This is a genomic window from Caballeronia sordidicola (genome assembly GCF_000729995.1).
GTDB classification, from domain to species: Bacteria; Pseudomonadota; Gammaproteobacteria; order Burkholderiales; family Burkholderiaceae; genus Caballeronia; species Caballeronia sordidicola_A.
Map to the genome: position 1 here is coordinate 62297 of NZ_JNFG01000200.1, position 23004 is coordinate 85300.

A 23004-nucleotide genomic window follows, 5' to 3' on the forward strand; every position below is an offset into this window, starting at 1 on the left:
ATGAAAGTCGTTCACATTTCCAATACGCCGGTTGCCGGAAGTCCCGGCAATATTGTTTCCGCACTCAATCGGCTCACTGATGTCCAAGCGCGGCATATCGTCTTCAATAGCAGCGCGTACCGCAGCCGAACTTTTGCTGTGGATATCGACTGGAAGACTCAGCAGCAGCAGGCGCTCGACGTCATAGCGGACGCCGACGTCATTCACGTCCATCAGTTCTTCTCGTTCGATGAGACATTCGGTCCGAATTTACATCAGCGATTCGGCACGAAAAAAATCATCAAGCAATACCATTCAGCCCCGGATCTCTGGGCCAAGGGCGATGCCGGAGTGATCCAGCGGATTGTCTACGAGGACGTGCCGCAACTCGTTATTGCGCAGGGTCCCGAGCGCTATTACCCCTTCGCCCGGGTGGTTCCCAATGTGATCCCGCTGAACGATCCCCGCTACCTGCCCGGTCCGGAGAGCCGTAGCAATGAGGACGACATACCAATCGTTACGTTTTCTCCGAGCGGCCGGTCATCTGCGTGGAAAACTCGCTGGGAAACCAAGGGCGTTCCGCAGACACTCAAGCTGCTGCGCAAACTGGAGCGCAAGGGCTTATGCAAGCTTCAATTGATTGTCGATACGCCGCATGACGCGTGTTTGCGGGCCAAGCAACAAGCGGCGATTGCCATCGATGAATGCGTGACGGGCAATTATCACTTGAGTGGCCTGGAAGCGTTGTCGCAAGGGAAACCCACTTTGGGTCATCTGGATAATCGCGTTCAATCGCAGCTGAGGGCCCTGACGGGCGCTCTTGAATTGCCGTGGATCGATGTGCGGCTGGAAGAGGCCGAGGGTCCGCTTCGCGAACTGCTGTGGGATCGGGCGCTGCGCACGGAGTTGGGTGCGGCCTCGCGGCAGTGGATGGAGACCTACTATCAGGAAGCGGCGATGGTCGAGCATTATCGACGCGCGTATGTTGATCTCTTTGAGGCGCCGTATCGCTTCCATGCTCGACGCTTCGTCGGGCATAGCGAACCCTGGCTTGCTGTGGCATTGCCCAATCATCGCTGGGCCGCGCGCAAGCGAGCCAACAGCCCGTGGAGAACACTCGTTGAGACGGTACGCGGACGGTGAGGTGCGGACTGAGTCCGAGTCGTTTCTTGAGACGCCGCAGACAAAGAAAAAGCCCTGACGAGTCAGGGCTTTTTCTTTGAATCCTGGAGGCGCGAGCCGGAGTCGAACCGGCCTAAACGGCTTTGCAGGCCGCTGCATAACCGCTTTGCTATCGCGCCAGAAGCGGGACTTACATGTTGCAATCCGTGTCTGGTAAAACCAACCAACGCCAACCCAACGTCAACATCTTGAACTGGTCCACCAAACAAAAAGGGAAGCTTGGCTTCCCCTTTTTTTGGAGCGGGAGACGAGGCTCGAACTCGCGACCTCAACCTTGGCAAGGTTGCGCTCTACCAGCTGAGCTACTCCCGCATGGTCCTGCATTTTACTGCCAGCCACCGGCTTACCATTGCCAATGACCTCTTTAATCTGGAGCGGGAGACGAGGCTCGAACTCGCGACCTCAACCTTGGCAAGGTTGCGCTCTACCAACTGAGCTACTCCCGCATCTTGCTGACTTCTTCTGCCAATTGACTGCTTTTGTACTTCATCAGGCTTCGCGTTGTTCTGCGTTCACCCGACAGAAACGAGATTATGGAGAACCCGAACTTTAGTGTCAAGAGCTTTGTATGTGCCCCATCACTTTTAAACGGTCTCCAATCTGAATCAAAGCATGCCACCCCGTTCACGGATCTGCGGCCATGCGAGCTTCATGTAATAGAGCATGGACCAGACCGTGAGGAACGCAGCAACATAGATGAGCCACAGCCCCCACACACGCGTATCGATAACAAGCGGCGTGCCGGCAATTTTCAGCGGCCCGTAGAACAGCAACATGGGGATGGCGACCATCTGGCAGACAGTCTTGAATTTGCCGAGCGAATTCACCGCCACGCTCTTCGATGCCCCGATCTGCGCCATCCATTCCCGCAACGCCGAAATCGTGATCTCACGTCCCACGATAACCAGCGCAATCACCGCGTTCAGCCGCATCAGTTGCACGAGGACGAGCAGCGCGGCGGTGACCATCAGCTTGTCTGCAACGGGATCGAGAAACGCGCCGAATGCCGATGTCTGATTGAGCTTGCGCGCGAGGTAGCCGTCGAACCAGTCGGTCAGCGCGGCCAGCACGAAGATGACCATTGCAAGCAGGTTGCGATGGTCCGGGCTCATCATCACGTCCGGCAAATAGAAGACGCCCACGACGAGCGGAATCAGCACAATTCGCAGCCACGTCAGGAAAATCGGAAAATTAAACGGCATGGGCGTGACTCTTATAGAGAGGTGCCATTGTGCCGCGTCGCCCTATATGTCACAAGACGACGGGCCGGACGGCCGGACGTTGCGCTCAATGCAACTGCCGGTAGATCTGCTCGGCAAGCGCCTGCGAAATGCCTTCGACGCTCGCCAGATCCTCCACGCTCGCCGCCTGCACGCCGCGCAAGCCACCGAAGCGTGACAGCAACCGCTGGCGCCGTTTCGCACCAATGCCCTCGAGTTCCTCGAGCCGCGATGTCTGTCGCGTCTTCGCCCGTTTCGCACGCATGCCGGTGATTGCAAAGCGGTGCGCTTCGTCGCGGATTTGCGCGACGAGCATCAGCGCGGCGCTCTCCTTGCCGAGTTCGAGCGCTGCGCGGCCATCGGCGAAAATCAGGGTTTCGAGGCCCACCTTGCGCCCTTCCCCCTTCGCCACACCGACCAGCATGCTGCGATCGAGGCCCAGTTCGGCGAACACTTGCCGAGCGATCTCGACCTGGCCCTTGCCGCCATCGATCAACACGATATTCGGCAAGCGGCCGCCCGACGGTACGGGTTCAGCGACATCGGCTTCGGCTTCGGCGGTACCGGTTGGCTCCAGTTGCGCTTCGCCCTCTAACTCAACTGCTTCCACCTCTTCCTGCGGCGGTTCATCAGCGGCTCGCGCGGCGGCCTGCGCCAGCATCTTCTCGTAGCGGCGCGTGAGGACCTGGCGCATGGCGGCGTAATCGTCACCCGGCGTGATGCCGGTAATGTTGTAGCGCCGATATTCGGCCGACTGCATCTTGTGATGGTGATACACCACGCACGATGCCTGAGTCGCCTCGCCCATCGTGTGGCTGATGTCGAAACATTCGATCCGCAACTGTGCCAGATCGTCCATTTCAAAGCTCAGGGTGTCGGCAAGAGAACGCGTGCGTGCCTGCTGCGAACCCTGTTCGGACAACAGCCGCGCAAGCGCGAGCTTCGCATTCGATTCAGCCATCGACAGCCACGCGCGCTTTTGTCCCTGCGGCTGACGCAGCACCACGACCTTGTGCCCCGCCTGCTCAATCAGTAGATCGACCAGCTCACGGTTCGTCGGCGCGTGGCTCACCACCAGCACCGGCGGCACGCGATTGCCGATGTAATGCTGGGCGATGAACGCCTCCAGCACTTCAGCTTCAAGCGCGCCCTGACGTTCCGATTCCGTCGCGTCATCCAGCGGCGCGGCGCCGGTTTCGGCAATCTCCTCCTGCATTTCATCCGTCGTGGCGTGGGCCTCGAACGCCTGCTCGCGCGCCGCGAGCGTGCCTGATGGCAACGCGATCTCGTCCGCATCCGCATCGACTTGTTCAATGACGATATTCGCCACGCCGTCCACGAAGTCATCGCCGGCAAGCTCTTCCGGCATCGCGTCTTCTATCGACAGGGCCGCTTCTACGTGCGTCGGGAAATAGGCTTTGTCGCCGAGATGCCGGCCGCCGCGCACCATCGCGAGATTCACGCACACCTTGCCGCCCAGCGCGACGACCGCGAGGATATCGACGTCGTTGTCCCCCCCTACCTCGATGGCCTGCTGATGCAGCACGGTCGACAGCGAGCTCATCTGGTTACGTACGGCCGCGGCCTGTTCGAACTTGAGATCAGCGGCGAACGCGTGCATCTTCTGCTCAAGCTCCTTCATCACTTCGCCCTGGCGTCCGAGCAGGAAACGCGATGCGTTCGACACATCGCGTGCGTAATCCTCCTCGTTGATCAGGCCGACGCACGGACCGGTACAGCGTCCGATCTGATGCAACAAACAAGGCCGCGTGCGATTCGTAAAAACGGAATCCTCGCAGGTGCGCAACTGGAAAACGCGCTGCAGGATCTGGATGCTTTCGCGCACGGCCCACGCGCTGGGGAACGGGCCGAAGTACTGGTTCTTCTTGTCGACGCCGCCACGGTAATACGCCATGCGCGGAAACTTGTGACCGGTAAGCTTCAGGTACGGATACGACTTGTCATCGCGAAACAGGATGTTGTAGCGCGGCGCGAGCGCCTTGATCAGATTATTCTCAAGCAGCAGCGCTTCAGCTTCGGACCGTGTGACCGTGGTTTCAATTTTGCGGATGCGCGTGACCATCATCGCGATGCGCGGAGAAAGCAGTGTCTTCGTAAAATAGCTCGACACGCGTTTTCTCAGGTCGCGTGCCTTGCCGACGTACAGCACGTTGCCCTGCTCGTCGTAATAGCGGTACACGCCCGGCAAATGCGGCAACTGAGCCAGGCTTTTTTTAGGGTCGAAAACGTCGGAGTCTGTCATGCAGGGATGATGGCGGGGAGCGCGTAGCTTGAGTTCAGCAAAATAGTCTTATAGGTTTCGGGCGGAGCGTGGACGAAGCGCGACGCACGCCCGAGTCCGCGAGAACTACGCCGGCCCAAGCATGCCTCGGACTCGACCGTAGCGGGACCGTAACGCAACAGTAACGCAGCGCACCGCACCGCACCGCACGAATCGTTATCCTTGAAAACGCCAGTTTAGTTCAAACCGCTGTCCACCATTCTTCACCATTCATTAGCGGTTCATTGCCGCTCTATTGCCCATGCCGTCTTCATCGGAACAATTGCCGGCTGCTTCCGGCCACGCCAGCATCGATCCCGGCGCTCCAGCCACCGACATCGCGTGCGATATTTTCTGCGCGGTCATCGACAATTTCGGCGACATCGGCGTCTGCTGGCGGCTCGCACGCCAACTAGCCAGCGAACACGACTGGCAAGTGCGGCTGTTCGTCGATGACCTCAAGGCCTTTCATGCGCTCTGCCCCGACATCGATCCCGCGCTCGACCGCCAAAGTGCGGCGGGCGTGATGATTGAACACTGGCATGCGCCGTCGCACGCCGGCGACACGCTGCAGATCGCCGATGTCGTGATCGAGGCGTTCGGCTGCGAACTGCCGGCGGTATACGTAAGCGCGATGGCACGCCGCGAGAAGAAGCCCGTGTGGCTGAATCTCGAGTATCTGAGCGCGGAGGATTGGGTCGCGGATTTCCATCTGAGGCCGTCGCCGCATCCGCGGCACGCGCTCGACAAGACATTCTTTTTCCCCGGCCTGGGCCCGGGCACCGGTGGTGTATTGAAAGAGCGTTTTCTTGATACCGAGCGCGAGACGTTCGGTCGCGATGCCTGGTGGCACGCGCGTGTTGGCATCGCGCCGCCGCCGTCCGGCACGACCGTCATTTCAATGTTCGCGTACGAAAATCCAGCCATCGATACGCTGCTTGATCAATGGCGCAATTCCGCCACGCCGATCGCGTTGCTCGTGCCGGAAGGACGCATTTCCGGTGCAGTTGCCCGCTTTTTCGGCCTGCCGGACTTTCGCGCGGGGGCCAAGGCGACAAGCGGATCGCTCTCGGCTTACGCGCTGGGTTTCGTCGAACAGCCGCTTTTCGACGCCCTGCTCTGGGCCGCCGACCTGAATTTCGTGCGCGGCGAGGATTCGTTCGTGCGGGCGCAATGGGCGCAAAAACCATTTGTCTGGCACATCTACCCGCAAGGCGACGACGCGCACCTGCCGAAACTCGACGCCGCGCTCGCACACTACGCGAACGGCCTGCCGGACGGGGCGCGGGCCGCGCTGGAACGCTTCTGGCACGCGTGGAACGGTGTGGGCGCCCCGGACTGGGACGATTTCTGGCAAAACCGCGCGCTGCTGGAACGCCGCGCCGCCGATTGGGCCGCGGAACTGGCGAGCGTTGGCAATCTGGCTGGAAATCTGGCGGAATTCGCGAAAACTCAGTTAAAATAAGCGGTTATCCAACGGCTTGCAGTTCGGAACGCCATCAGTTCCGGACGAATTCGGAAGAATTCGGACGATTCCCACAGTGGCCCATCGTGGATTCAGCACGGTGGGAATCGTTAGCATAGTCAATGAATAGTCAGTGAGGCGGCTACAGCGCCCGGGTTTGCGATTTAATTTCGATTGAAGCTTGCGACCCTGCCACGAGCCGGCCGTCCACACTACAGCGATCAGGCTCACATTTTCGTACAGGACAGTTTTTTAATATGAAGACCGCACAAGAACTCCGCGTCGGCAACGTCGTGATGATCGGCAGCGATGCCATGGTCGTGCTGAAGGCCGAGTACAACAAATCCGGCCGCAATTCCGCGGTCGTGAAGATGAAGTTCCGTAACCTTCTTTCCACCGGCAACATGGAAACGGTGTACAAGGCGGACGACAAGTTCGACGTCGTCCAGCTCGACCGCAAGGAAGTGACGTACTCGTACTTCGCCGACCCCATGTACGTGTTCATGGACGCCGACTACAACCAGTTTGAAGTCGAAGCCGACATGATGGGCGACGCCCTGCACTACCTCGCAGACGGCATGCCATGCGAAGTGGTGTTCTACAACGAGAAAGCCATCTCGGTGGAACTGCCGACCACGCTGGTTCGCGAGATCATTTATACGGAACCGGCTGTCAAGGGTGACACGTCGTCGGGCAAGGTCCTGAAGACCGCCAAGCTCGGGACGGGTTTCGAACTGCAAGTGCCGCTGTTCTGCGGCATTGGCGACAAGATCGAAATCGATACCCGTACCAACGAGTATCGCAGCCGCGCTTAATGGCTTCAGCGGGCCGGCTGCCAAAGCCGGCTCGTACGCGCTCGTACGCTCCAGGTAAAAAAGAATTAAAAAAGCGCCCTTCGGGGCGCTTTTTCTTTTTGCTGAACATTATTGCCAATTCAGGCAAACTTTACCGGACCGTTTCTCAAAATTTTCAGGTGATTCCTGCATGAGATGCGATGTTGACCCCTAAAACCTTGATTTTTCACAACCTTGAAGATGGCATGAAACCTGCTGTGCTAGTTGTGACTGCGCTGTGATGGCGTCGAATTTTCCAACAACAACACACGACCATGCCAATTACAAAAACCGCTCTCGCCCGTCTAGTTGTTGCTGTTGCATGTGCCGTACCGGTAGTCGCGATCACTGCCGGATGTTCATCGACACCGACGCACGAATCGGCGGGCGAATATACCGCCGACTCCTCACTGACCGCCAAGGTGAAAGCAGCATTACTCGCTGATCCGGGCCTGAAGTCGCTGGCGGTGAGTGTCACGACGTATCGGGGCGAGGTGCTGTTGTCGGGCTTCGTGAATTCGCCGGACCAGATTCAAAAGGCGGTGGGGGTCGCGCGCGGCGTTGAAGGTGTGCAGGCGGTCAAGAACGAGCTGAACGTGAAGCCGCAGTAGCACGCCCAGATCACGCCAACGCGCCGAGCGATCGCGTCGGGAGCGAGTCGTGCTTGGACAGTGCTCAGACAAATACGGCATTTCAAGAACGCGTTTCAGAAAGACCGCTTCAGGAACACATCAGGAAGCGCAGGACAAAGACCCCGCAACGTCGGGAGAGGGCTGGAATCTTAAGCGGGAAAGTGACACCTTGACGTCATCCTGCCAACAGCCCACGCCGACGTAGCCCGGCATCGAGGCGTCCGCCGCTGGATCTCGCCATTGGAGGCGACCGGCACGGAACGAATTTCAGACCATTTAATACGTCGTGTCCGCCATGCCACACGCTTTGATTGTCGAAGACGATCCCAACAGCCTTTCCGGCCTGTCCGCCATCCTCGCGGCCGACGGTTTTTCCGTCGATACCGCGACCACGCTCGCCGAAGCGCGCTCTGCCTTGACGCGCTTCATCCCGGACGTCGTGCTGGTCGACCTGAACCTGCCCGACGGCAGCGGTCTCGACCTGCTCCACCACCTGCCGGCGCAACCTCCCGGTGGTGCGTTGCCTGTGATTGTGATGACGGGTAACGCGACGGTGGAGAGCGCTATCGAGGGCTTGCGGCAAGGGATCTGGGACTACCTGCTGAAGCCGGTCAACATTCCGCGCCTGCGCAGCTTGCTCGCCCGTATTCCGCGCCCTTATGAGTTGACGGAAGAAGTGCGGGCGTTACGCTCCACGCTGCGCCAACTCGGTCATTTCGGTGGATTGCTTGGGCGCAGCGGTGCGATCCAGCATGTCTACGATCTGATTGAACACACCGCGCCCACGGAAGCGGCTGTGTTGATCTGCGGCGAAAGCGGCACCGGCAAGAAGGTCGCCGCTCGCACGCTGCATGAGATGAGCCGGCGCCGCAAAGGCCCGTTCGTTTCGTTCGATTGCGCCGCGGCCAACGAAACCAGCAACCGCTCGATGGAAAGCCTGATGTTCGGCCACGAACGCGGCGCGTTTGCCGGCGCGGAGAACCGCGAACCCGGCTTGCTTGAGCAAGCGGGTGGCGGGACGTTGTTCCTCGACCAGATCGATGCGTTGCCGATCCCGCAACAGGAAGCGCTGCTGCGCGCGCTCGATTCGCAGACCTTCATGCGCGTGGGCGGCAGCAACAAGATCGTGACCGACTTCCGCCTGCTCGCTGCAACGCGGACGCCGGTGAAGGACGCCGTCGCCGACGGCAAATTGCGCGAGGATCTGTTCCTGCGCCTGAATGCGTCGTCAATCGCGTTGCCGCCCTTGCGTGACCGGGGCGACGACATTGCCTTGCTGGCCGAGCATTTCGTCGATGAACTGAATCGCGAGAACCACGTGAGCGGCATCACGAGCGGCGCGCCAAAACGCGTGAGCCCGGATTTCATTCGCGAATGCCTGGCGACCGAATGGCCCGGCAATGTGCGCGAACTTCGTGAGCGGGTGCGCCGGGCGTATCACGCGTCCGGCGATATTATCGAAACCTTGCGCGCCGATGAGCAAGGCGGTGCGGGCGGCCGTGGACTCAACGGCAGCAGCGTGCAGGTGACGGTGGGCACGGCGCTCGCGGATGTTGAAGACATGCTGATTCGTGCAACGCTGGAGGCGGTGGGCGGCACGCGGCACCGCGCGGCGTCGCTGCTCGGGATCAGCCCGAAGACGCTGTACAACAAACTCCAGCGCATGAAGCTGGAGTGACTGGACTGTGCTTGAAACAAGCCGCTCGTTCTTTTGAACCGGCGGCTTTTTTTGCGCTTGCTCTTATCTGCACTCGACTGCGTTAGGCAGCACTGGGCAGCGCTTCAGCCCAGCGCGCTTTTCACCAGCGCCCGCGCCTGCTGATATTCCACCTGCGACATCAGCTTGCCCCAGTGCCGCGCGCCGCCGCGTGGCCGCATCCGCCGCAAACGGGTTTGCGATGCCTTCGTCTGCACGAACGTGAGCCGATCCAGCACCTTCTCCGCTTCATCCGGCTGATTACAGATCAGCACCATGTCGCAGCCTGCGGTGAGCGCCGCCGTGGCCGCTTCGGTCAGCGTTCCACCTGCGCGGGCGGCTTCCATCGACAGGTCGTCGCTGAAAATCGCGCCGTTGAAGCCGAGCTTGCCGCGTAAGATGTCCTGCAGCCAGACTCGCGAAAAGCCTGCCGGTTTCTCGTCGACCTGCGGGTAAATCACGTGCGCCGGAATCACCGACGCCAGGGACATGCCCAGCCAGTCGTACGGTTTGATATCGGCGGAGAGGATGTCTTCGAGCGAACGGTCGTCCACAGGCATGGCCACATGCGAATCCGCCGATGCAAACCCATGCCCCGGAAAATGCTTGCCGCAGTTCGCCATGCCGGCGAGCGCGAGACCGTGGTTCAGACTTTTGGCGAGCATCGTCACCACGCGCGGGTCACCGTGCAACGCACGATCACCGATGACTTTCGATTGTCCGTAATCAAGGTCGAGCACGGGCGTAAAACTCATGTCGACGCCGCACGCCCGCAGCTCTGCCGCGAGCACATAACCGAACGCGGTCGCGGTTTTCGTCGCCAGCAACACGTCGCGGTCCCACAGCTCGCCGAGCTTGCCCGGCGCGGGCAGGACGGTGAAGCCATCGGTACGGAAACGCTGCACGCGGCCGCCTTCATGATCGACGGCAATCAGGATGTCGTCACGAACCGCGCGAATCGCGTCGGTCAGCGCGACGAGTTGCGCGCGATCCTGGAAATGCCGTGCGAAGAGGATGATGCCGCCGGTCATCGGATGGTCAATGCGACGAATGTCGGCGTCGGAGAGGGTCGCGCCGGCCACATCGAGCATGACCGGACCGGGAATGCGTTTTAACGAGTTCAAATTGAGAGCGAAAAAGTCAGGGGGTTTTTGTTGCTGTGTTTGGTTCTGCGCTTACTTGCGGACTCACGCCCGGGTTTGCTTGCGGACTCACGCCCGTTTCCGCGATGACAAACGACACCGCGTAATCGCGTTCATCGGTGATCGTGACCTGGGCGGTGATACCGCGCACCGCCATCCAGTCGGCCAGTTCTCCCGACGCGACAATCTTCGGCTTGCCGCTCGGCTCGTTGAGCGTTTGCAGCGCGCGCCATGTCATCGGCCAGTGCATGCCAAGTCCGATCGCCTTGGAAAACGCTTCTTTCGCGGAGAAACGCGTCGCGAGGAAGGCGAGACCGCGCACTTCGGAGCGTGCCTTACGTGCGTGGTAAACACGAAGCTCGTCCGCCCCGAGCACCTTCTCGGCGAAGCGCCCTTTCGTGCGCTCCATGACGCCCGCCACACGGCTTACCTGAACGAGATCCGTACCTATTCCGTAGATCGCCATCGTTGGGCCTGAATTGGGTTGTTAGCGTTTATCGCGATGCCGTGGCAGAAAGGCGCGACGCCACCATGATCGCCTTCATCTCGCGCACCGCATTGTCCCAACCGGCGAAGATGGCGTGCGCAACGATCGCATGGCCAATATTCAATTCAACGATGCCTTCCAACGCCGCGATCGGCTGGACATTGGTGTAATGGAGACCGTGCCCGGCGTTCACTTTCAGCCCCAGGGAATTGCCGAAATCGACGCTGCGTGCCACGCGCTCGAACTCCTTCTGACGGGTGGCGTCGTCGTGGGCTTCGGCATAACAACCGGTATGCAATTCGATCACCGGTGCACCGGCTTCATGGGCGGCGCGGATCTGCGTTTCATCTGCGTCGATAAACAACGACACCCGCGCGCCCGCCCGCGCCAATTGCTCGCACGCGGCTTTCACGGCCTGGAACTGTCCGGCGACATCAAGCCCGCCTTCGGTCGTCAGTTCCTGGCGCTTTTCGGGTACGAGACACACGTCGTGCGGACGAACGCCGCAGGCGATATCCAGCATTTCCTGCGTCACCGCGCACTCGAGGTTCATCCGCGTCTTGAGCAGCGGACGCAACGTGTGAACGTCGGCATCGACAATATGCCGGCGATCTTCCCGCAGATGCAGCGTGATGGCGTCAGCGCCCGCTTCCTCGGCTTGCAGCGCGGCGCGGATCGGGTCGGGGTACTGCGTGCCGCGCGCGTTGCGCAGCGTGGCGACGTGATCAATGTTGACGCCCAGATCGATCACGTTCGCGGGCGACGAGAGAAAGAAGCTCATAGATTTTGCAGGTCGATCAGGATTTGACGGGTGGCGAGCGGCGTGCCGCCAAGATACACGTTCAGCAGAAAGCGCATCAGCGTCTTGCTTTGCGCGGCCGTCTGCGGGCGGCTGTATTCGTCCTTCTCCATGTCGAGAAGGGTTTGGCCGGCGATCACCGGCCATTGCGACGGTACATCATCCGATGCGTCGCGCACCCCGCGTTCGGGATCGAAGACGTATTTCTGATCGGCAAGAACCGGTTGGCGCGTGATGGTTTTATTCAACGCCATCGCGTAACCGGTTTCACGCAGCAGCACGCGCTCGAAGGAGCGCAGCGCATGCAAGGCGGGCTCGCCGTGCGCGAGACGCGACAACGTCAGCACGTAATGATTGAACAACACGGGATGCGCGTCTTCACGAGCGCAGAACTTGACGAGCAATTCGTTGACGTAGAAGCCGCACAGCAACGCATCGCCGGCGAGGGGCAACATGCCGCCGACCCACTCCGCCTGAGTCAAGGTGCGGACTTCACCCTTCCCCGTCCACGATAACCCCAGCGGCTGGAAAGTTTGCAGCACGCCGCGCAACGCGGAATGCGGGCGCTTGGCGCCCTTGGCGACCAGCGCGACGCGGCCATGATCGCGTGAAAACACGTCGAGCACGAGACTCGTCTCGCGGTACGGATAGCTGTGCAGCACGAACGACGGCTGCTCCGCGATACGAAAGTCCGAGCGCGGCGCGGCGCGCGGTGGCCTTGGGGCTTTGGGTTCTTTCGATTCTTTTGGTGCGGCCGAGTTCGCAGACGCCGACACCGTCCTGCGCTTTTTCGGCGCAGGTGCTGAAGGCTCGTCGGTGCTGAAGTTATCGTCGGCGAGCGGATCGGATTCTGCGTTGGAGGACTGGGTCATCCACGCGTCATTCGTACCCATAGGCGCGCAGTCCCGCTTCGTTGTCCGCCCAGCCGCTCTTCACCTTGATGAAGGTCTCGAGATACACGGGGCCATCGAAGAGTTTTTCCATGTCGAGGCGCGCTTCGGTGCTGATCTGCTTCAGCTTCGCACCCTTCTGGCCGATGATCATCGCCTTGTGGGTGTCGCGCTCCACCAGAATGGTCGCGAAAATGCGGCGCAGGCGGCCTTCCGTTTCCCATTTATCGATAAGCACCGTGCTCGTGTACGGCAGTTCGTCGCCGGTCCAGCGGAACACTTTCTCGCGCAGGATCTCGGCCGCGAGAAAACGCTCGCTGCGATCGGTGAGGTCGTCTTCACCGTAGATAGGCGAGCCTTCCGGCAAATAGGGCTTCACGACTGTCATCAGACGCGTGATGTCGTCGGGATGCTTCGCGGTCATCGGCACGATTTCCTTGAAGTCGTGCAGCGCGCTCATCTTCTGCATGAACGGAAACAAGGTCTCTTTGTCGTTGACGTGGTCCAGCTTGTTCGCGATCAACAGGCACGGCGTGTCGTTCGGAATCAGGTCGAGCACCTTCTGGTCATCGGGGCCGAAACGACCGGCTTCGATCACGAACAGGATGGCATCGACGGAGGTTAGCGTCGACGTGACCGCGCGGTTCAGCGAACGGTTCAGCGCGCCGCTGTGCTTGGTCTGAAAACCCGGGGTATCGACGAAAATGTACTGCGCGTCATCCAGCGTGTGAATGCCAGTGATGCGGTGGCGCGTGGTCTGCGCCTTGCGCGACGTGATGCTGACTTTCTGCCCGACGAGCGCGTTCATCAAGGTCGATTTGCCGACGTTCGGCCGACCGACGATCGCGACCATGCCGCAGCGGAAACCAGAGGGGGTGGGAGCGTTCATAGTGTGTTCGGCTGCGGATTCGGTGAATTCGTGGGGACGCGTGGCGTCGGGATTAGGAGGGTGTTCGGTAGCGTGCGAGCTTTAGCGGCGTGCTTCAGGGCTCACGTCAATGGCCGGTGTCAGCGGCGCGTACGGCGGTTTCATCGACGCTTTCTTCCAGGTGCGCTTCGACCTTTGCTTCAACGCTCTCTGCACCCTTCGAGGCCGTTGCAGAATGCGCGGCGGCGCTCACGTCTTCACGCTGGCGCGCGGGGGACGCGGGCTTCTCGACCGCGGACGCTTCGGCATTTTTCGCTGCGGGTTTATCGGCCGGCTTGTCAGCCTGTTTGTCGACTTGCTTGTCAGCCTGTTTCGCGACCGCCTTTTCACCTGCACTATCTGCCTTCGCGGCGCTTTTTTCCACCGGGTTATGCACAGCGTTATCCACCGCGGCTTCGACGTGCCCAACCGATGGCTTGTCCACGCCCTCGCTTCCGGCCGCCGGCACCTCGGCCGCTGCTTTCTCGGCCTTTTCAGCCTTCTCCGTCCGATGAATCGTCGCTCGCTCGGTTTTCTCCGCTGCGGCGAATGAACCCGCCGACGGTTCCACATGCGACGCGCGAATCACGGCGAACGGCGCAGTCGCCGGACGCTCGGGATCGTTATGCGTATTGCTGCCATGGCCGGCGCTACCGCTATTACTGCTGGCGCTGCTGGCACGTGCGCGTTCGCGACGATCCGGTGCGCGAAGGTCGAGCGCCGCCTGCACGCCCGTCACGCCCGGGACGACTTCCAGTTCGGCCTGCTTAGCTGCGCGCGAACCCTTGCGCTTCGGCTTCGCCGTCATCGTCGGCGCGGCGGAAGCCAGCTCATCGAGCGCCTTCTTTGCCGCAGCCTGTTCCGCCGCTCGCCGACTCGCACCGGAGCCCGTCACCTTCACATCGAGCTTCGGCACCGTGCATTCGACTTCGAACTGCTGGTTATGCGCCGCGCCGTGCGTGGCCACGACCGTATAGGTCGGCAATGCAATCTTGTGGCCCTGCAGATATTCCTGCAGCAGCGTCTTCGCGTCTTTACCGATCGTGCGTGGATCGATGTGGTCGAGGATTGGCGTGTAGAGCCTCTTGATGACCTGATGCGCGGCGTCAAAACCACCGTCCAGAAAGACCGCGCCTAAGATGGCTTCGAGCGTGTCGGCCAATATGGACGGGCGCCGGAAACCGCCGCTGCGCAATTCGCCTTCGCCCAGCCGCAACGCCTCCGACACATTCAACGCTTGTGCAATCTCATAAAGCGACTGCTGCTTGACGAGATTTGCCCGGACGCGAGATAGGTCGCCTTCGTCGAGTTTTGCGAATCGTTGGAACAAAAGCGCAGCCACCACGCAATTTAGAACGGAATCTCCGAGAAATTCGAGTCGTTCATTGTGCGTGGCACTGTGACTGCGGTGGGTCATCGCCTGGCGCAGTAATTCCGCATTGCGAAATTCGTACTGGAGCCGGCTTTCCAACGGGGTTGAGGGCATGGGCAGAGTATAACGCGGGCGCCGGGAGGGGCGAATCCGGCTGAAAGGCCGGAAAACCGCAAGGAAAATGACACCGCAAGCACACGTTAGCCGCGATTCTTCGTGCTGTTTCTAGGCGGCTCAAACGTGACTTGCAATGTGACTTGCAATAACAACTACGCCGCGATGACGCGGCGTAGTGATCAAACGAAATTACTGCTGGTGCGGCCGAACAAAGCCGCGATCAAAACCGCGCTTCAATGGAACACACCGATGCGCTTCAAACTGCTGAAGTTCATCCAGATAAAGAATGCGCGGCCGACGATATTCGCATCAGGCACAAAACCCCAATAACGGCTGTCTGCGCTGTTATCGCGATTGTCACCCATCATGAAATAGTTGCCCGGCGGCACTTTGCAAATGACGCCTTGAGCGTTGTAGTTGCAGTTATCGCGGAACGGGTAATCGTCGGCGCCGATAACGAACGGCGGCACTTGCGCGTTATTCAGGATCGCGTTCTTGCGGCCATCGAGATCTTCTTCGAACTGCTTCGCATAACCAATGCGTTCATCGTCGAAGAAATCCGGCAACGCTGTTTCCGGAACCGGCTTGCCATTGATGGTCAGCTTCTTGTCCTGATACGCGACGGTGTCGCCGGGAAGGCCGATCACGCGCTTGATGTAATCCACCGACTCGTCTTTCGGATAACGGAACACGACTACGTCACCGCGCTTGAGCGGCGTGCCACTGGTCAGCTTGGTATTGCTGATCGGCAGACGCAGGCCGTATTCGAATTTATTGACGAGGATGAAATCGCCCACCAGGAGCGTTGGCACCATGGATCCCGACGGAATCTTGAACGGTTCGACTACGAACGAGCGCACCACGAACACCACCAGGATCACCGGAAAGAAGCTCGCGGAATATTCCAGGTACCACGGCTGGCGGAGCTTTTCATCGCGCAGGCGAGCGCGCGTTTGCGGCGCATTTTCGTCGGCGAAACGAGCCTCGACGCGAGCCTGCTGCTGATCAAATTCCGCTACCGCCGCATCGGCTGCCCGGCGCCGTTTCGGCTCGAACACCAGTTTGTCGAACACCCACGCAATCCCCGTCACAATGACGAGCACCAAAAGAATCAACGCAAAATTCATCAATCGTTTCCGGTTGTTTTATTAATCTTCGACGCGAAGAATCGCGAGGAAAGCTTCTTGCGGAATCTCGACCGAACCGACTTGTTTCATGCGCTTCTTGCCGGCCTTCTGCTTTTCCAGAAGCTTTTTCTTTCGCGAGATATCGCCGCCGTAGCACTTTGCCAGAACGTTCTTACGCAATGCTTTAATGTTCTCGCGCGCGATAATGTTCGCGCCAATAGTCGCCTGGATTGCGACGTCGTACATTTGCCGCGGAATCAGTTCGCGCATCTTCGACGCCACTTCGCGTCCGCGATGCTGGCTCTGCGACCGGTGCACGATCACCGACAACGCGTCGACTTTGTCGCCGTTGATCAGCATGTCGACCTTCACCACATCCGACGCGCGATATTCCTTGAACTCGTAATCCATGGACGCATAACCGCGCGACGTGGACTTTAGCCGGTCGAAGAAATCCAGCACGATTTCCGCCATCGGAATTTCGTAGGTGAGCTGGACCTGACGGCCGTGATACAGCATGTTGATCTGCTGACCGCGCTTGTTCGTACAGAGCGTGATCACCGCGCCCACATACTCCTGCGGCATGTACAGGTTCACGGTCACGATCGGTTCGCGCACTTCTTCAATGTACGTGGGCTCCGGCATCTTGGCCGGGTTCTCGACCTGGATCAGCGTGCCATCGCGCTTCACGACTTCGTACACCACGGTCGGCGCCGTGGTGATGAGGTCCATGTCGAACTCGCGCTCGAGCCGTTCCTGCACGATCTCCATGTGCAGGAGACCGAGAAAGCCGCATCGGAAACCGAAACCAAGCGCTTGCGACACTTCCGGCTCGTACTGCAGCGAGGAGTCGTTCAGCTTCAGCTTTTCCAGCGATTCACGCAGTGCGTCGTACTGATTCGCTTCGATCGGATACAAACCCGCGAACACTTGCGGCTTCACTTCCTTGAAACCCGGCAGCGGCGCTTCGGCCGGGCGCGCGACGGTGGTGACCGTATCGCCGACTTTCGCCGCCTGCAATTCCTTGATGCCCGCGATGATGAAGCCCACCTGCCCCGCCGACAGCGACGCGAGATTCGTGGCTTTCGGCGCGAACACGCCGAGACTTTCGACCGGATAAACCGCGCCGGACGCCATCATCTTGATCTTGTCCTTCGGGCGCAGCGTGCCGTTCTTGATGCGCACGAGCATGACCACGCCGACGTAGTTATCGAACCACGAGTCGATGATCAACGCCTGCAGCGGTGCGTCCGGATCGCCCTTCGGGGGCGGCACTTTGGCGATCAGCGCCTCGAGCACATCAGTCACGCCGAGGCCCGTCTTCGCGCTGCAACGCGCCGCATCGGTTGCATCAATACCGATCACGTCTTCGATTTCTGAAATCGCGTTCTCGGGGTCGGCCGCGGGCAAATCGATCTTGTTCAGCACCGGCACGACTTCCACGCCCAGTTCGATCGCCATGTAGCAATTGGCGACCGTCTGCGCTTCCACGCCCTGGCTGGCGTCGACCACGAGCAGCGCGCCTTCGCAGGCGGACAGCGAGCGGCTGACTTCGTACGAGAAGTCGACGTGGCCCGGGGTATCGATGAGATTCAGGTTGTAGACCTGACCGTCAAGCGCCTTGTAGCTCAGCGCCGCGGTTTGCGCCTTGATGGTGATGCCGCGTTCGCGCTCGAGATCCATGGAGTCGAGCACCTGCGCGTCCATCTCGCGGTCGGACAAGCCGCCGCACAACTGGATGATGCGATCGGCGAGCGTCGACTTGCCGTGGTCGATGTGCGCAATGATCGAGAAGTTACGAATATGATTCATTCAGTGCCGATCAAGCAAAAAGGCGCGCCCAGACAAACGCGGAGCACGCCTTGAAAATGGGGGTGAAAAACTTATCTATTTTAGCCGAAAAGGCGGGCTGACGGCGGATTTTACGGGAAACGTCCGATTGCTCAGGGACTTATGCGCGTGGCAGGCGTGCCTGGAAGCGTGCTCAGAAGCGCACTTCGCACACGCGCTTCGTCCAGCCGGTAATGGCATAACTCCACGCCATCCAGCACCAGAACGGGCACGAGTTCGTCGTATAACGCCTCGAGCTCGGGATCCGTGTCGATATCGATCCACTCGATAGCGACGCCGAACTCAGCCGCAATCGGCTCAAGCTCGGCGCGCAAGTCTTCGCACAGGTGGCACCACGCGCGCCCGTAGAGCTTGAGCGCGCTCATCGTGCTTATTTTTGCGCCGGCGCAGTACGCGGACGCAACGGCACAAACTGCGTGTTGTCGCCACGACGCACCAGCACCGCGACCATCTTGCTTGGATCGACGTTCTGCGCGACCGCGTCGAATTGCTTCGCGCTCGTGATGTCCGTATCGCCGATGCGCAGGATGATGTCGCCCTTCTGGAAGCCAGCACGCGCCGCCGGACCTTCCACCGCGTCCACCATCACGCCGTTGGTGAGTTTCAGCGCTTTCTTCTGGTCAGCCGGAATCTCGCTCACCGCAATGCCGAGCGTATTGCTCGCGCTCGCCTTCGGCGGCTGCGCCTTCTTGGCCTCGGTCTTCGCGACCTTGTCCGGCTGCATTTCCGCGATGGTGATCGGCAGATCGCGCGACTGACCCTTGCGCCATACCGTGATCGTCGACTTCGTGCCCGGCTTCGTATCGCCGACCATGCGCGGCAGGTCCGTCGCGGTGGAGACATCGTGGCCGTTGTACTTCAGGATGATGTCGCCCGGCTGGATACCCGCCTTGTCGGCCGGCCCACCCGCTTCCACGCTGCTCACCAGCGCGCCCTGCGCCTTCGGAAGCCCAAGCGAATCCGCCACTTCCTTCGTGACCTCGCCGATCGCCACCGCAATGCGGCCGCGCGTGACCTTGCCCGTCGTCTTCAATTGATCGGCAACACGCATGGCTTCATCAATAGGTATCGCGAACGAAATCCCCATGAAACCGCCCGTACGGCTGTAGATCTGCGAGTTGATACCGATCACCTCGCCCGCCATGTTGATCAGCGGACCACCCGAATTGCCCGGATTCACCGCAACATCGGTCTGGATGAAAGGCAGATAGTCACCGGTGTCACGTCCCTTCGCACTGACGATACCCGCCGTCACCGTGTTGTCGAGCCCGAACGGCGAGCCGATCGCCAGCACCCATTCGCCGACACGCACCTTGTTTGAATCGCCGACGGTAATGGCCGGCAGGCTCGTCGCCTGGATCTTGACGACCGCTACGTCCGTGCGCTCATCGACACCGATCAGCTTCGCCTTGAATTCGCGTTTGTCCGTGAGCGTGACGTAGATGGTGTCCGCGTCGTCAACCACGTGGGCATTGGTCATCACGTAACCATCGGCCGACATGATGAAACCCGAGCCTACGCCGCTGCTCTGTTCCGAATTGTCCTGATTGTCGGGGCTGTCCTGCGGTGCGCTGCGATTGCCCTGGCTGCTGCCGTTGTCGCTGCCGCCCTGGTCGCCGCCTCCGCTCCCGCCGTTACCGCCGCCATTACCACCATTGCCGCCGTTACCACCACCGCTTCCACCGCCGCCGCGCGGCGAACCGGGCGTGCCAGGCATCGGAATACCGAAGAAACGGCGGAAAAACTCCGACATGTCGCCTTCGTCCATACCGGGCGGCAAGCCGCGCAGATCGCTGCTGCTGCTGACGCGGGTTGTCGTACGAATATTGACGACCGACGGACCCACTTTATCGACGAGCGTGGTGAAGTCGGGCAGGTTCACTCCCGGCACCGTGACCGGTGCGACGGCCGGCGCCGATGCGGGCGCTGTTGCTGTGGCTGTAGCCGCGTAGGTCGCGAGCGGCAGGCATGCGGCAAACGCCGCGGCCGCGAAATAGGTGCGCAGCAAGAGATTGCTCATATCGTGGTGGGCCGAGGAATTACTTGGAAGGCTTGTATTCTATGGCAGAAGCAAATTGCTGCAACGTGGCCTGGGGCACTTCGCCCAGCAAGGTAATCCAGAAATCCCCGCGGCGCTTGACCAGCACGTGTGTCGCGCCGCTATCGCCAGCACCTTCCTTGCGGGAATTTTTTTCCACGGGCTCGACAAAAATCGAGATTGCCGCCAGTCCGTCGGAGAAAACAGCCTGATCGACGGGAATAGGCGGCTGGCCCTCTTCACGCGACGCCATCGGCCGGCGCAACTCGCGAATCTCGCGGAAACCCGGCACGGCAGGCGTGATTTTCCAGCCCTGCGCTTCCATATCGACTGGCTCAACCGGTGGCCGTACGACCGTCCACCCGGCTATATTCTTGATCCCGTTCGCAATGCCGGCGCGGTCCACGGACCCGCCAATCTGAACTTGCGAAAATGAAAGCTGCTCCAGCACCTGGCCGTCGGGACCGAGCGTCTGCGCGCGCAGGAGAAGACCGGTTTTCGAGTCGGCCCAGAGCTTGTAGGCGAAACGCCAGGCGTCTTTCGGATCGAGCTCGATCACCTGACTGTCGATCCCGGCTACACGATCCGGGCCGAGCATTTTCGGCTCATAGACAGTGAGGACCTGGTCGCTGCTGGTAGTCAGCAGCGACGGGAACGCGTCCTTGTTCTGGCGTTTTTCGACGACCACCAAGTGCCGTTCGGGCACGAACGTGTACATGTCGTCATCGTGGCGAAGCATCCTGCGAGGCTTGCCGTCCAGGCTTTCCAGCGACTCGAACTCACCGTCGCTACGCGCGGCCGAATGGGTAATCCGCGACGACTGCACCGTTGTCCCACGCTGGTAGACGAAGGTTCCCTCGTAGTTCTGCTGCTGTGCGGCGTCGTGAATCCGGTTGAGCAGTTCCGCAGCGGACTTACGCGCGGCGGCGGAATCGTCGCCCTGCGCAAAAGCACTCGATGCCGCGGATATCAATGCGGCTGCGCAGAACATCAACGCCGGCAACCGCCCCCAATGAGTCGTTTTCTTCAACCGCACACGTTGCATCAGTTATTGGCCTTGGCTGGTAGCCGCAGTGCGAATCAAAGGCATCGAGCCCGGCATGACGGGCTGTTGGGAGAATTGCTGATGCGCTTCGAGATACTGGTCCAGGCTTGCGTCGCGAATGATATTCGCTTCGACAACCGGCGAGCGCGTGCTGGCGGCAGGCATGGAAGCCATGGCCACGCGCTGCACATGATCCGACGACAAGGACGCCATCTGCACGCCGTTGTGGCTGTCCACGCCCTGCAATTGCGGCACGACGATCCACGTGAGCGTAGCTGCGGCAGCCGCAACGGCGAAAGCCGGTACCACGCGGCGGCGGAACAGCCGCGAGCGCAGGCGCTCGGTGGACACCGCCGGAATGGCCGCGGGCGCGAACACGTGCGCTTCCGACTCGAAGCGCGCCGAGAACGCGTTCATGAACGCGCTGCTGGCTGCTGGACTGGCCGCGAGATCGTCGGAACGCAAAGCGTCGCCGATCAAGTGGAAATCCGACCACGCCGCGCGATCCTTCTGCGTAAACCCGGAAAGAAACTGACTGATGTCGCCCGAACCGTCGAACGATTCTCCGTCGACAAAAGCGGACAGACGCTCGCCTCGCGAGCTAGCCTGCGATTGCACCGAAACCGACCCCATGATGCTCCCCATCTTGACTGCACCCCGTAGTGACACTACCTGACTCAGATACCGCGTCCCTGCCCCGCGCAACCTCGCTGTTACCAGCGCTTGCCTTCGGGAGTGTCCAGCAACGGACGCAATTTTGCCGCAATGGCTTCGCGAGCACGAAAAATTCTTGATCTGACGGTCCCAATAGGGCAATTCATCATTTCGGCTATTTCCTCGTAGCTCAGACCTTCAATCTCACGAAGAGTAATGGCGGTGCGCAGCTCTTCCGGTAAAACCGCCATTGCAGCATTGACCGTTTGTGCGATCTGCTTGCTCATCAACATCGACTCAGGCGTGTTGATATCCCTTAGTTGGTCTGCGTCGGAGAAAGTTTCCGCTTCTTCTGCATCAGCTTCGGTAGAAGTTGGAGCACGCCGGCTCTGAGTGGCAAGGTAGTTCTTCGCGGTGTTCACCGCAATCCGGTAAAGCCAAGTATAAAACGCCGATTCTCCGCGAAATTGCGGCAACGCGCGATAAGCCTTGATAAAGGCGTCCTGCGCGACGTCCTCGACCTCGGCGGGATCCCGCACGAGACGCGAGATAAGCCGGATGATTTTGCGCTGATATTTGGCGACCAGTAGCTCGAACGCTGCTTTGTCGCCTTTTTGCACGCGTTCGACCAGTACCTGATCGATTTCTTTTTCGCTCACCTGGGAAATCCGTTAACTTTGGGGGTGCTACGCGGAGGGCCATTGTAGCGTTACGACGCCGGAACACGCCGGATGCTGACCGGCGGTTACACGCGTTACAGATGTTCCTGGGCGCAGCGCCGGGCGCGCACAGCTAGTTCGCGGAATGCAGAGGCGTCGGCGAGCGCGTCGGCGGCCACCAGAAACGATGCCGGGCGGCCTTGCGCCGGGAGCAGGATGAGAGCAAGCAAGCGGTCGCTCCACTGGGCGCAACCTGTAATACGACGGTATTGCGCGTTCCCCGCACGATCCCACGTGGTCAAACCATCTTGTCCAATCTCGAACGCAACGGGTCGGCGGCGCTCGCCACCCCAGGCCGCAGTGGCCAGCGCGGCAGTCACGGTCAAAGCCGCCACGTACCCGTTGAACAGTCCGGCGTAAGCCGCCACGCAGTGGAATACCGATCCCGCCGCTACTGCCACGAATGCTGCGGTAGCGCCCCAGAGGAACCGTGAGGGACGGAGAGTGTGCCGGCGCGGGAAATCAACGGGCAAGTCCGCGGTGGGCAAGTGCGCCGGCAACTCTGGCAACGGAATGTGCGCACTTGTCATTCGCCCGTTCCCGCGACGATCAAGCGCGCGCCGCTACG

At 60.4% G+C, this 23004-nt stretch carries 21 protein-coding genes and 3 tRNA genes; 5 read left to right on the top strand and 19 right to left on the bottom strand.

Annotated elements, in window-relative coordinates; all coding sequences use genetic code 11:
• A complete protein-coding gene (locus FH08_RS0138365; RefSeq protein ID WP_031363424.1) occupies positions 1-1122 on the top strand; it encodes a hypothetical protein in 1122 nt (373 codons plus the stop codon).
• An 84-nt stretch (positions 1123-1206) separates the two neighbouring features.
• Here the strand turns inward: FH08_RS0138365 and FH08_RS0138370 are convergent.
• The 5 genes from FH08_RS0138370 to uvrC all read right to left on the bottom strand — a co-directional run bounded on the left by FH08_RS0138370 (position 1207) and on the right by uvrC (position 4644).
• Positions 1207-1280 (bottom strand) — tRNA-Cys (locus tag FH08_RS0138370).
• A 117-nt stretch (positions 1281-1397) separates the two neighbouring features.
• A tRNA-Gly gene (locus FH08_RS0138375) sits at positions 1398-1473 on the bottom strand.
• A 58-nt stretch (positions 1474-1531) separates the two neighbouring features.
• Positions 1532-1607, bottom strand: a tRNA-Gly gene (locus FH08_RS0138380).
• 159 nt (positions 1608-1766) lie between these two features.
• Positions 1767-2363: a CDP-diacylglycerol--glycerol-3-phosphate 3-phosphatidyltransferase gene (gene pgsA / locus FH08_RS0138385; RefSeq protein WP_031363425.1), complete on the bottom strand. Its 597-nt coding sequence runs from the start codon at positions 2361-2363 to the stop codon at positions 1767-1769.
• An 85-nt stretch (positions 2364-2448) separates the two neighbouring features.
• Positions 2449-4644 (bottom strand): excinuclease ABC subunit UvrC, encoded by a 2196-nt coding sequence (gene uvrC, locus FH08_RS0138390; protein WP_031363426.1) that lies wholly within the window; start codon positions 4642-4644, stop codon positions 2449-2451.
• A 280-nt stretch (positions 4645-4924) separates the two neighbouring features.
• Between uvrC and earP the strand changes: the two genes are divergently transcribed.
• From earP to FH08_RS0138410, 4 genes are all read left to right on the top strand, one after another.
• On the top strand, positions 4925-6127 hold the full coding sequence (gene earP, locus FH08_RS0138395; protein ID WP_051888866.1) for an elongation factor P maturation arginine rhamnosyltransferase EarP: 1203 nt from the start codon (positions 4925-4927) through the stop codon (positions 6125-6127).
• A gap of 257 nt (positions 6128-6384) precedes the next feature.
• On the top strand, positions 6385-6942 hold the full coding sequence (gene efp / locus FH08_RS0138400; protein ID WP_031363428.1) for an elongation factor P: 558 nt from the start codon (positions 6385-6387) through the stop codon (positions 6940-6942).
• 293 nt (positions 6943-7235) lie between these two features.
• Positions 7236-7571, top strand: coding sequence for a BON domain-containing protein (locus tag FH08_RS0138405; protein WP_031363429.1), 336 nt, complete (start codon positions 7236-7238; stop codon positions 7569-7571).
• Between the two features lie 316 nt (positions 7572-7887).
• The gene (locus tag FH08_RS0138410; protein ID WP_031363430.1) at positions 7888-9270 is read left to right on the top strand and encodes a sigma-54-dependent transcriptional regulator; all 1383 of its coding nucleotides are present in this window, start codon (positions 7888-7890) and stop codon (positions 9268-9270) included.
• Between the two features lie 104 nt (positions 9271-9374).
• Here FH08_RS0138410 and nagZ read toward each other — a convergent pair whose 3' ends face one another.
• From nagZ to FH08_RS0138480, 14 genes are all read right to left on the bottom strand, one after another.
• Positions 9375-10379 (bottom strand): beta-N-acetylhexosaminidase, encoded by a 1005-nt coding sequence (gene nagZ / locus FH08_RS0138415; protein WP_031363431.1) that lies wholly within the window; start codon positions 10377-10379, stop codon positions 9375-9377.
• Between the two features lie 49 nt (positions 10380-10428).
• Complete coding sequence (gene acpS / locus FH08_RS0138420; protein WP_031363432.1) at positions 10429-10896, bottom strand: holo-ACP synthase; 468 nt, start codon at positions 10894-10896, stop codon at positions 10429-10431.
• A gap of 28 nt (positions 10897-10924) precedes the next feature.
• Positions 10925-11698: a pyridoxine 5'-phosphate synthase gene (gene pdxJ / locus FH08_RS0138425; protein WP_031363433.1), complete on the bottom strand. Its 774-nt coding sequence runs from the start codon at positions 11696-11698 to the stop codon at positions 10925-10927.
• Positions 11695-12588 (bottom strand): DNA repair protein RecO, encoded by an 894-nt coding sequence (gene recO, locus FH08_RS0138430; protein ID WP_419178041.1) that lies wholly within the window; start codon positions 12586-12588, stop codon positions 11695-11697. Before recO ends, pdxJ begins: the two co-directional genes overlap by 4 nt.
• Before the next feature lie 7 nt (positions 12589-12595).
• Positions 12596-13495, bottom strand: coding sequence for a GTPase Era (gene era, locus FH08_RS0138435; protein WP_031363435.1), 900 nt, complete (start codon positions 13493-13495; stop codon positions 12596-12598).
• Between the two features lie 106 nt (positions 13496-13601).
• Positions 13602-14999: a ribonuclease III gene (gene rnc, locus FH08_RS0138440; protein WP_081889716.1), complete on the bottom strand. Its 1398-nt coding sequence runs from the start codon at positions 14997-14999 to the stop codon at positions 13602-13604.
• A gap of 236 nt (positions 15000-15235) precedes the next feature.
• Positions 15236-16129 (bottom strand): signal peptidase I, encoded by an 894-nt coding sequence (gene lepB, locus FH08_RS0138445; RefSeq protein ID WP_031363437.1) that lies wholly within the window; start codon positions 16127-16129, stop codon positions 15236-15238.
• A 21-nt stretch (positions 16130-16150) separates the two neighbouring features.
• The gene (lepA, locus tag FH08_RS0138450) at positions 16151-17941 is read right to left on the bottom strand and encodes a translation elongation factor 4 (RefSeq protein ID WP_031363438.1); all 1791 of its coding nucleotides are present in this window, start codon (positions 17939-17941) and stop codon (positions 16151-16153) included.
• A 131-nt stretch (positions 17942-18072) separates the two neighbouring features.
• Positions 18073-18345, bottom strand: a complete 273-nt coding sequence (locus FH08_RS0138455) for a glutaredoxin family protein (protein WP_419178042.1) — start codon at positions 18343-18345, stop codon at positions 18073-18075.
• Positions 18346-18350: 5 nt separating this feature from the next.
• Positions 18351-20000: a DegQ family serine endoprotease gene (locus tag FH08_RS0138460; RefSeq protein WP_031363440.1), complete on the bottom strand. Its 1650-nt coding sequence runs from the start codon at positions 19998-20000 to the stop codon at positions 18351-18353.
• Between the two features lie 19 nt (positions 20001-20019).
• Positions 20020-21063, bottom strand: coding sequence for a MucB/RseB C-terminal domain-containing protein (locus FH08_RS0138465; protein WP_031363441.1), 1044 nt, complete (start codon positions 21061-21063; stop codon positions 20020-20022).
• A 3-nt stretch (positions 21064-21066) separates the two neighbouring features.
• Entirely contained in the window at positions 21067-21696 is a 630-nt protein-coding gene (locus tag FH08_RS0138470; RefSeq protein ID WP_031363442.1) for a sigma-E factor negative regulatory protein, read from the bottom strand.
• A gap of 80 nt (positions 21697-21776) precedes the next feature.
• Entirely contained in the window at positions 21777-22376 is a 600-nt protein-coding gene (rpoE, locus tag FH08_RS0138475) for an RNA polymerase sigma factor RpoE (protein ID WP_031363443.1), read from the bottom strand.
• 95 nt (positions 22377-22471) lie between these two features.
• Positions 22472-22966: a hypothetical protein gene (locus tag FH08_RS0138480; protein ID WP_051888867.1), complete on the bottom strand. Its 495-nt coding sequence runs from the start codon at positions 22964-22966 to the stop codon at positions 22472-22474.
• Positions 22967-23004: the final 38 nt, after the last annotated feature.

Coding starts and splice junctions, on each gene's coding strand:
- FH08_RS0138365 (WP_031363424.1), top strand. CDS start 1: ATGAAAGTCGTTCACATTTCCAATACGCCGGTTGCCGGAAGTCCCGGC.
- pgsA (WP_031363425.1), bottom strand. CDS start 2,363: ATGCCGTTTAATTTTCCGATTTTCCTGACGTGGCTGCGAATTGTGCTG.
- uvrC (WP_031363426.1), bottom strand. CDS start 4,644: ATGACAGACTCCGACGTTTTCGACCCTAAAAAAAGCCTGGCTCAGTTG.
- earP (WP_051888866.1), top strand. CDS start 4,925: ATGCCGTCTTCATCGGAACAATTGCCGGCTGCTTCCGGCCACGCCAGC.
- efp (WP_031363428.1), top strand. CDS start 6,385: ATGAAGACCGCACAAGAACTCCGCGTCGGCAACGTCGTGATGATCGGC.
- FH08_RS0138405 (WP_031363429.1), top strand. CDS start 7,236: ATGCCAATTACAAAAACCGCTCTCGCCCGTCTAGTTGTTGCTGTTGCA.
- FH08_RS0138410 (WP_031363430.1), top strand. CDS start 7,888: ATGCCACACGCTTTGATTGTCGAAGACGATCCCAACAGCCTTTCCGGC.
- nagZ (WP_031363431.1), bottom strand. CDS start 10,379: ATGCTCGATGTGGCCGGCGCGACCCTCTCCGACGCCGACATTCGTCGC.
- acpS (WP_031363432.1), bottom strand. CDS start 10,896: ATGGCGATCTACGGAATAGGTACGGATCTCGTTCAGGTAAGCCGTGTG.
- pdxJ (WP_031363433.1), bottom strand. CDS start 11,698: ATGAGCTTCTTTCTCTCGTCGCCCGCGAACGTGATCGATCTGGGCGTC.
- recO (WP_419178041.1), bottom strand. CDS start 12,588: ATGACCCAGTCCTCCAACGCAGAATCCGATCCGCTCGCCGACGATAAC.
- era (WP_031363435.1), bottom strand. CDS start 13,495: ATGAACGCTCCCACCCCCTCTGGTTTCCGCTGCGGCATGGTCGCGATC.
- rnc (WP_081889716.1), bottom strand. CDS start 14,999: ATGCCCTCAACCCCGTTGGAAAGCCGGCTCCAGTACGAATTTCGCAAT.
- lepB (WP_031363437.1), bottom strand. CDS start 16,129: ATGAATTTTGCGTTGATTCTTTTGGTGCTCGTCATTGTGACGGGGATT.
- lepA (WP_031363438.1), bottom strand. CDS start 17,941: ATGAATCATATTCGTAACTTCTCGATCATTGCGCACATCGACCACGGC.
- FH08_RS0138455 (WP_419178042.1), bottom strand. CDS start 18,345: ATGAGCGCGCTCAAGCTCTACGGGCGCGCGTGGTGCCACCTGTGCGAA.
- FH08_RS0138460 (WP_031363440.1), bottom strand. CDS start 20,000: ATGAGCAATCTCTTGCTGCGCACCTATTTCGCGGCCGCGGCGTTTGCC.
- FH08_RS0138465 (WP_031363441.1), bottom strand. CDS start 21,063: ATGCAACGTGTGCGGTTGAAGAAAACGACTCATTGGGGGCGGTTGCCG.
- FH08_RS0138470 (WP_031363442.1), bottom strand. CDS start 21,696: ATGGGGTCGGTTTCGGTGCAATCGCAGGCTAGCTCGCGAGGCGAGCGT.
- FH08_RS0138480 (WP_051888867.1), bottom strand. CDS start 22,966: ATGACAAGTGCGCACATTCCGTTGCCAGAGTTGCCGGCGCACTTGCCC.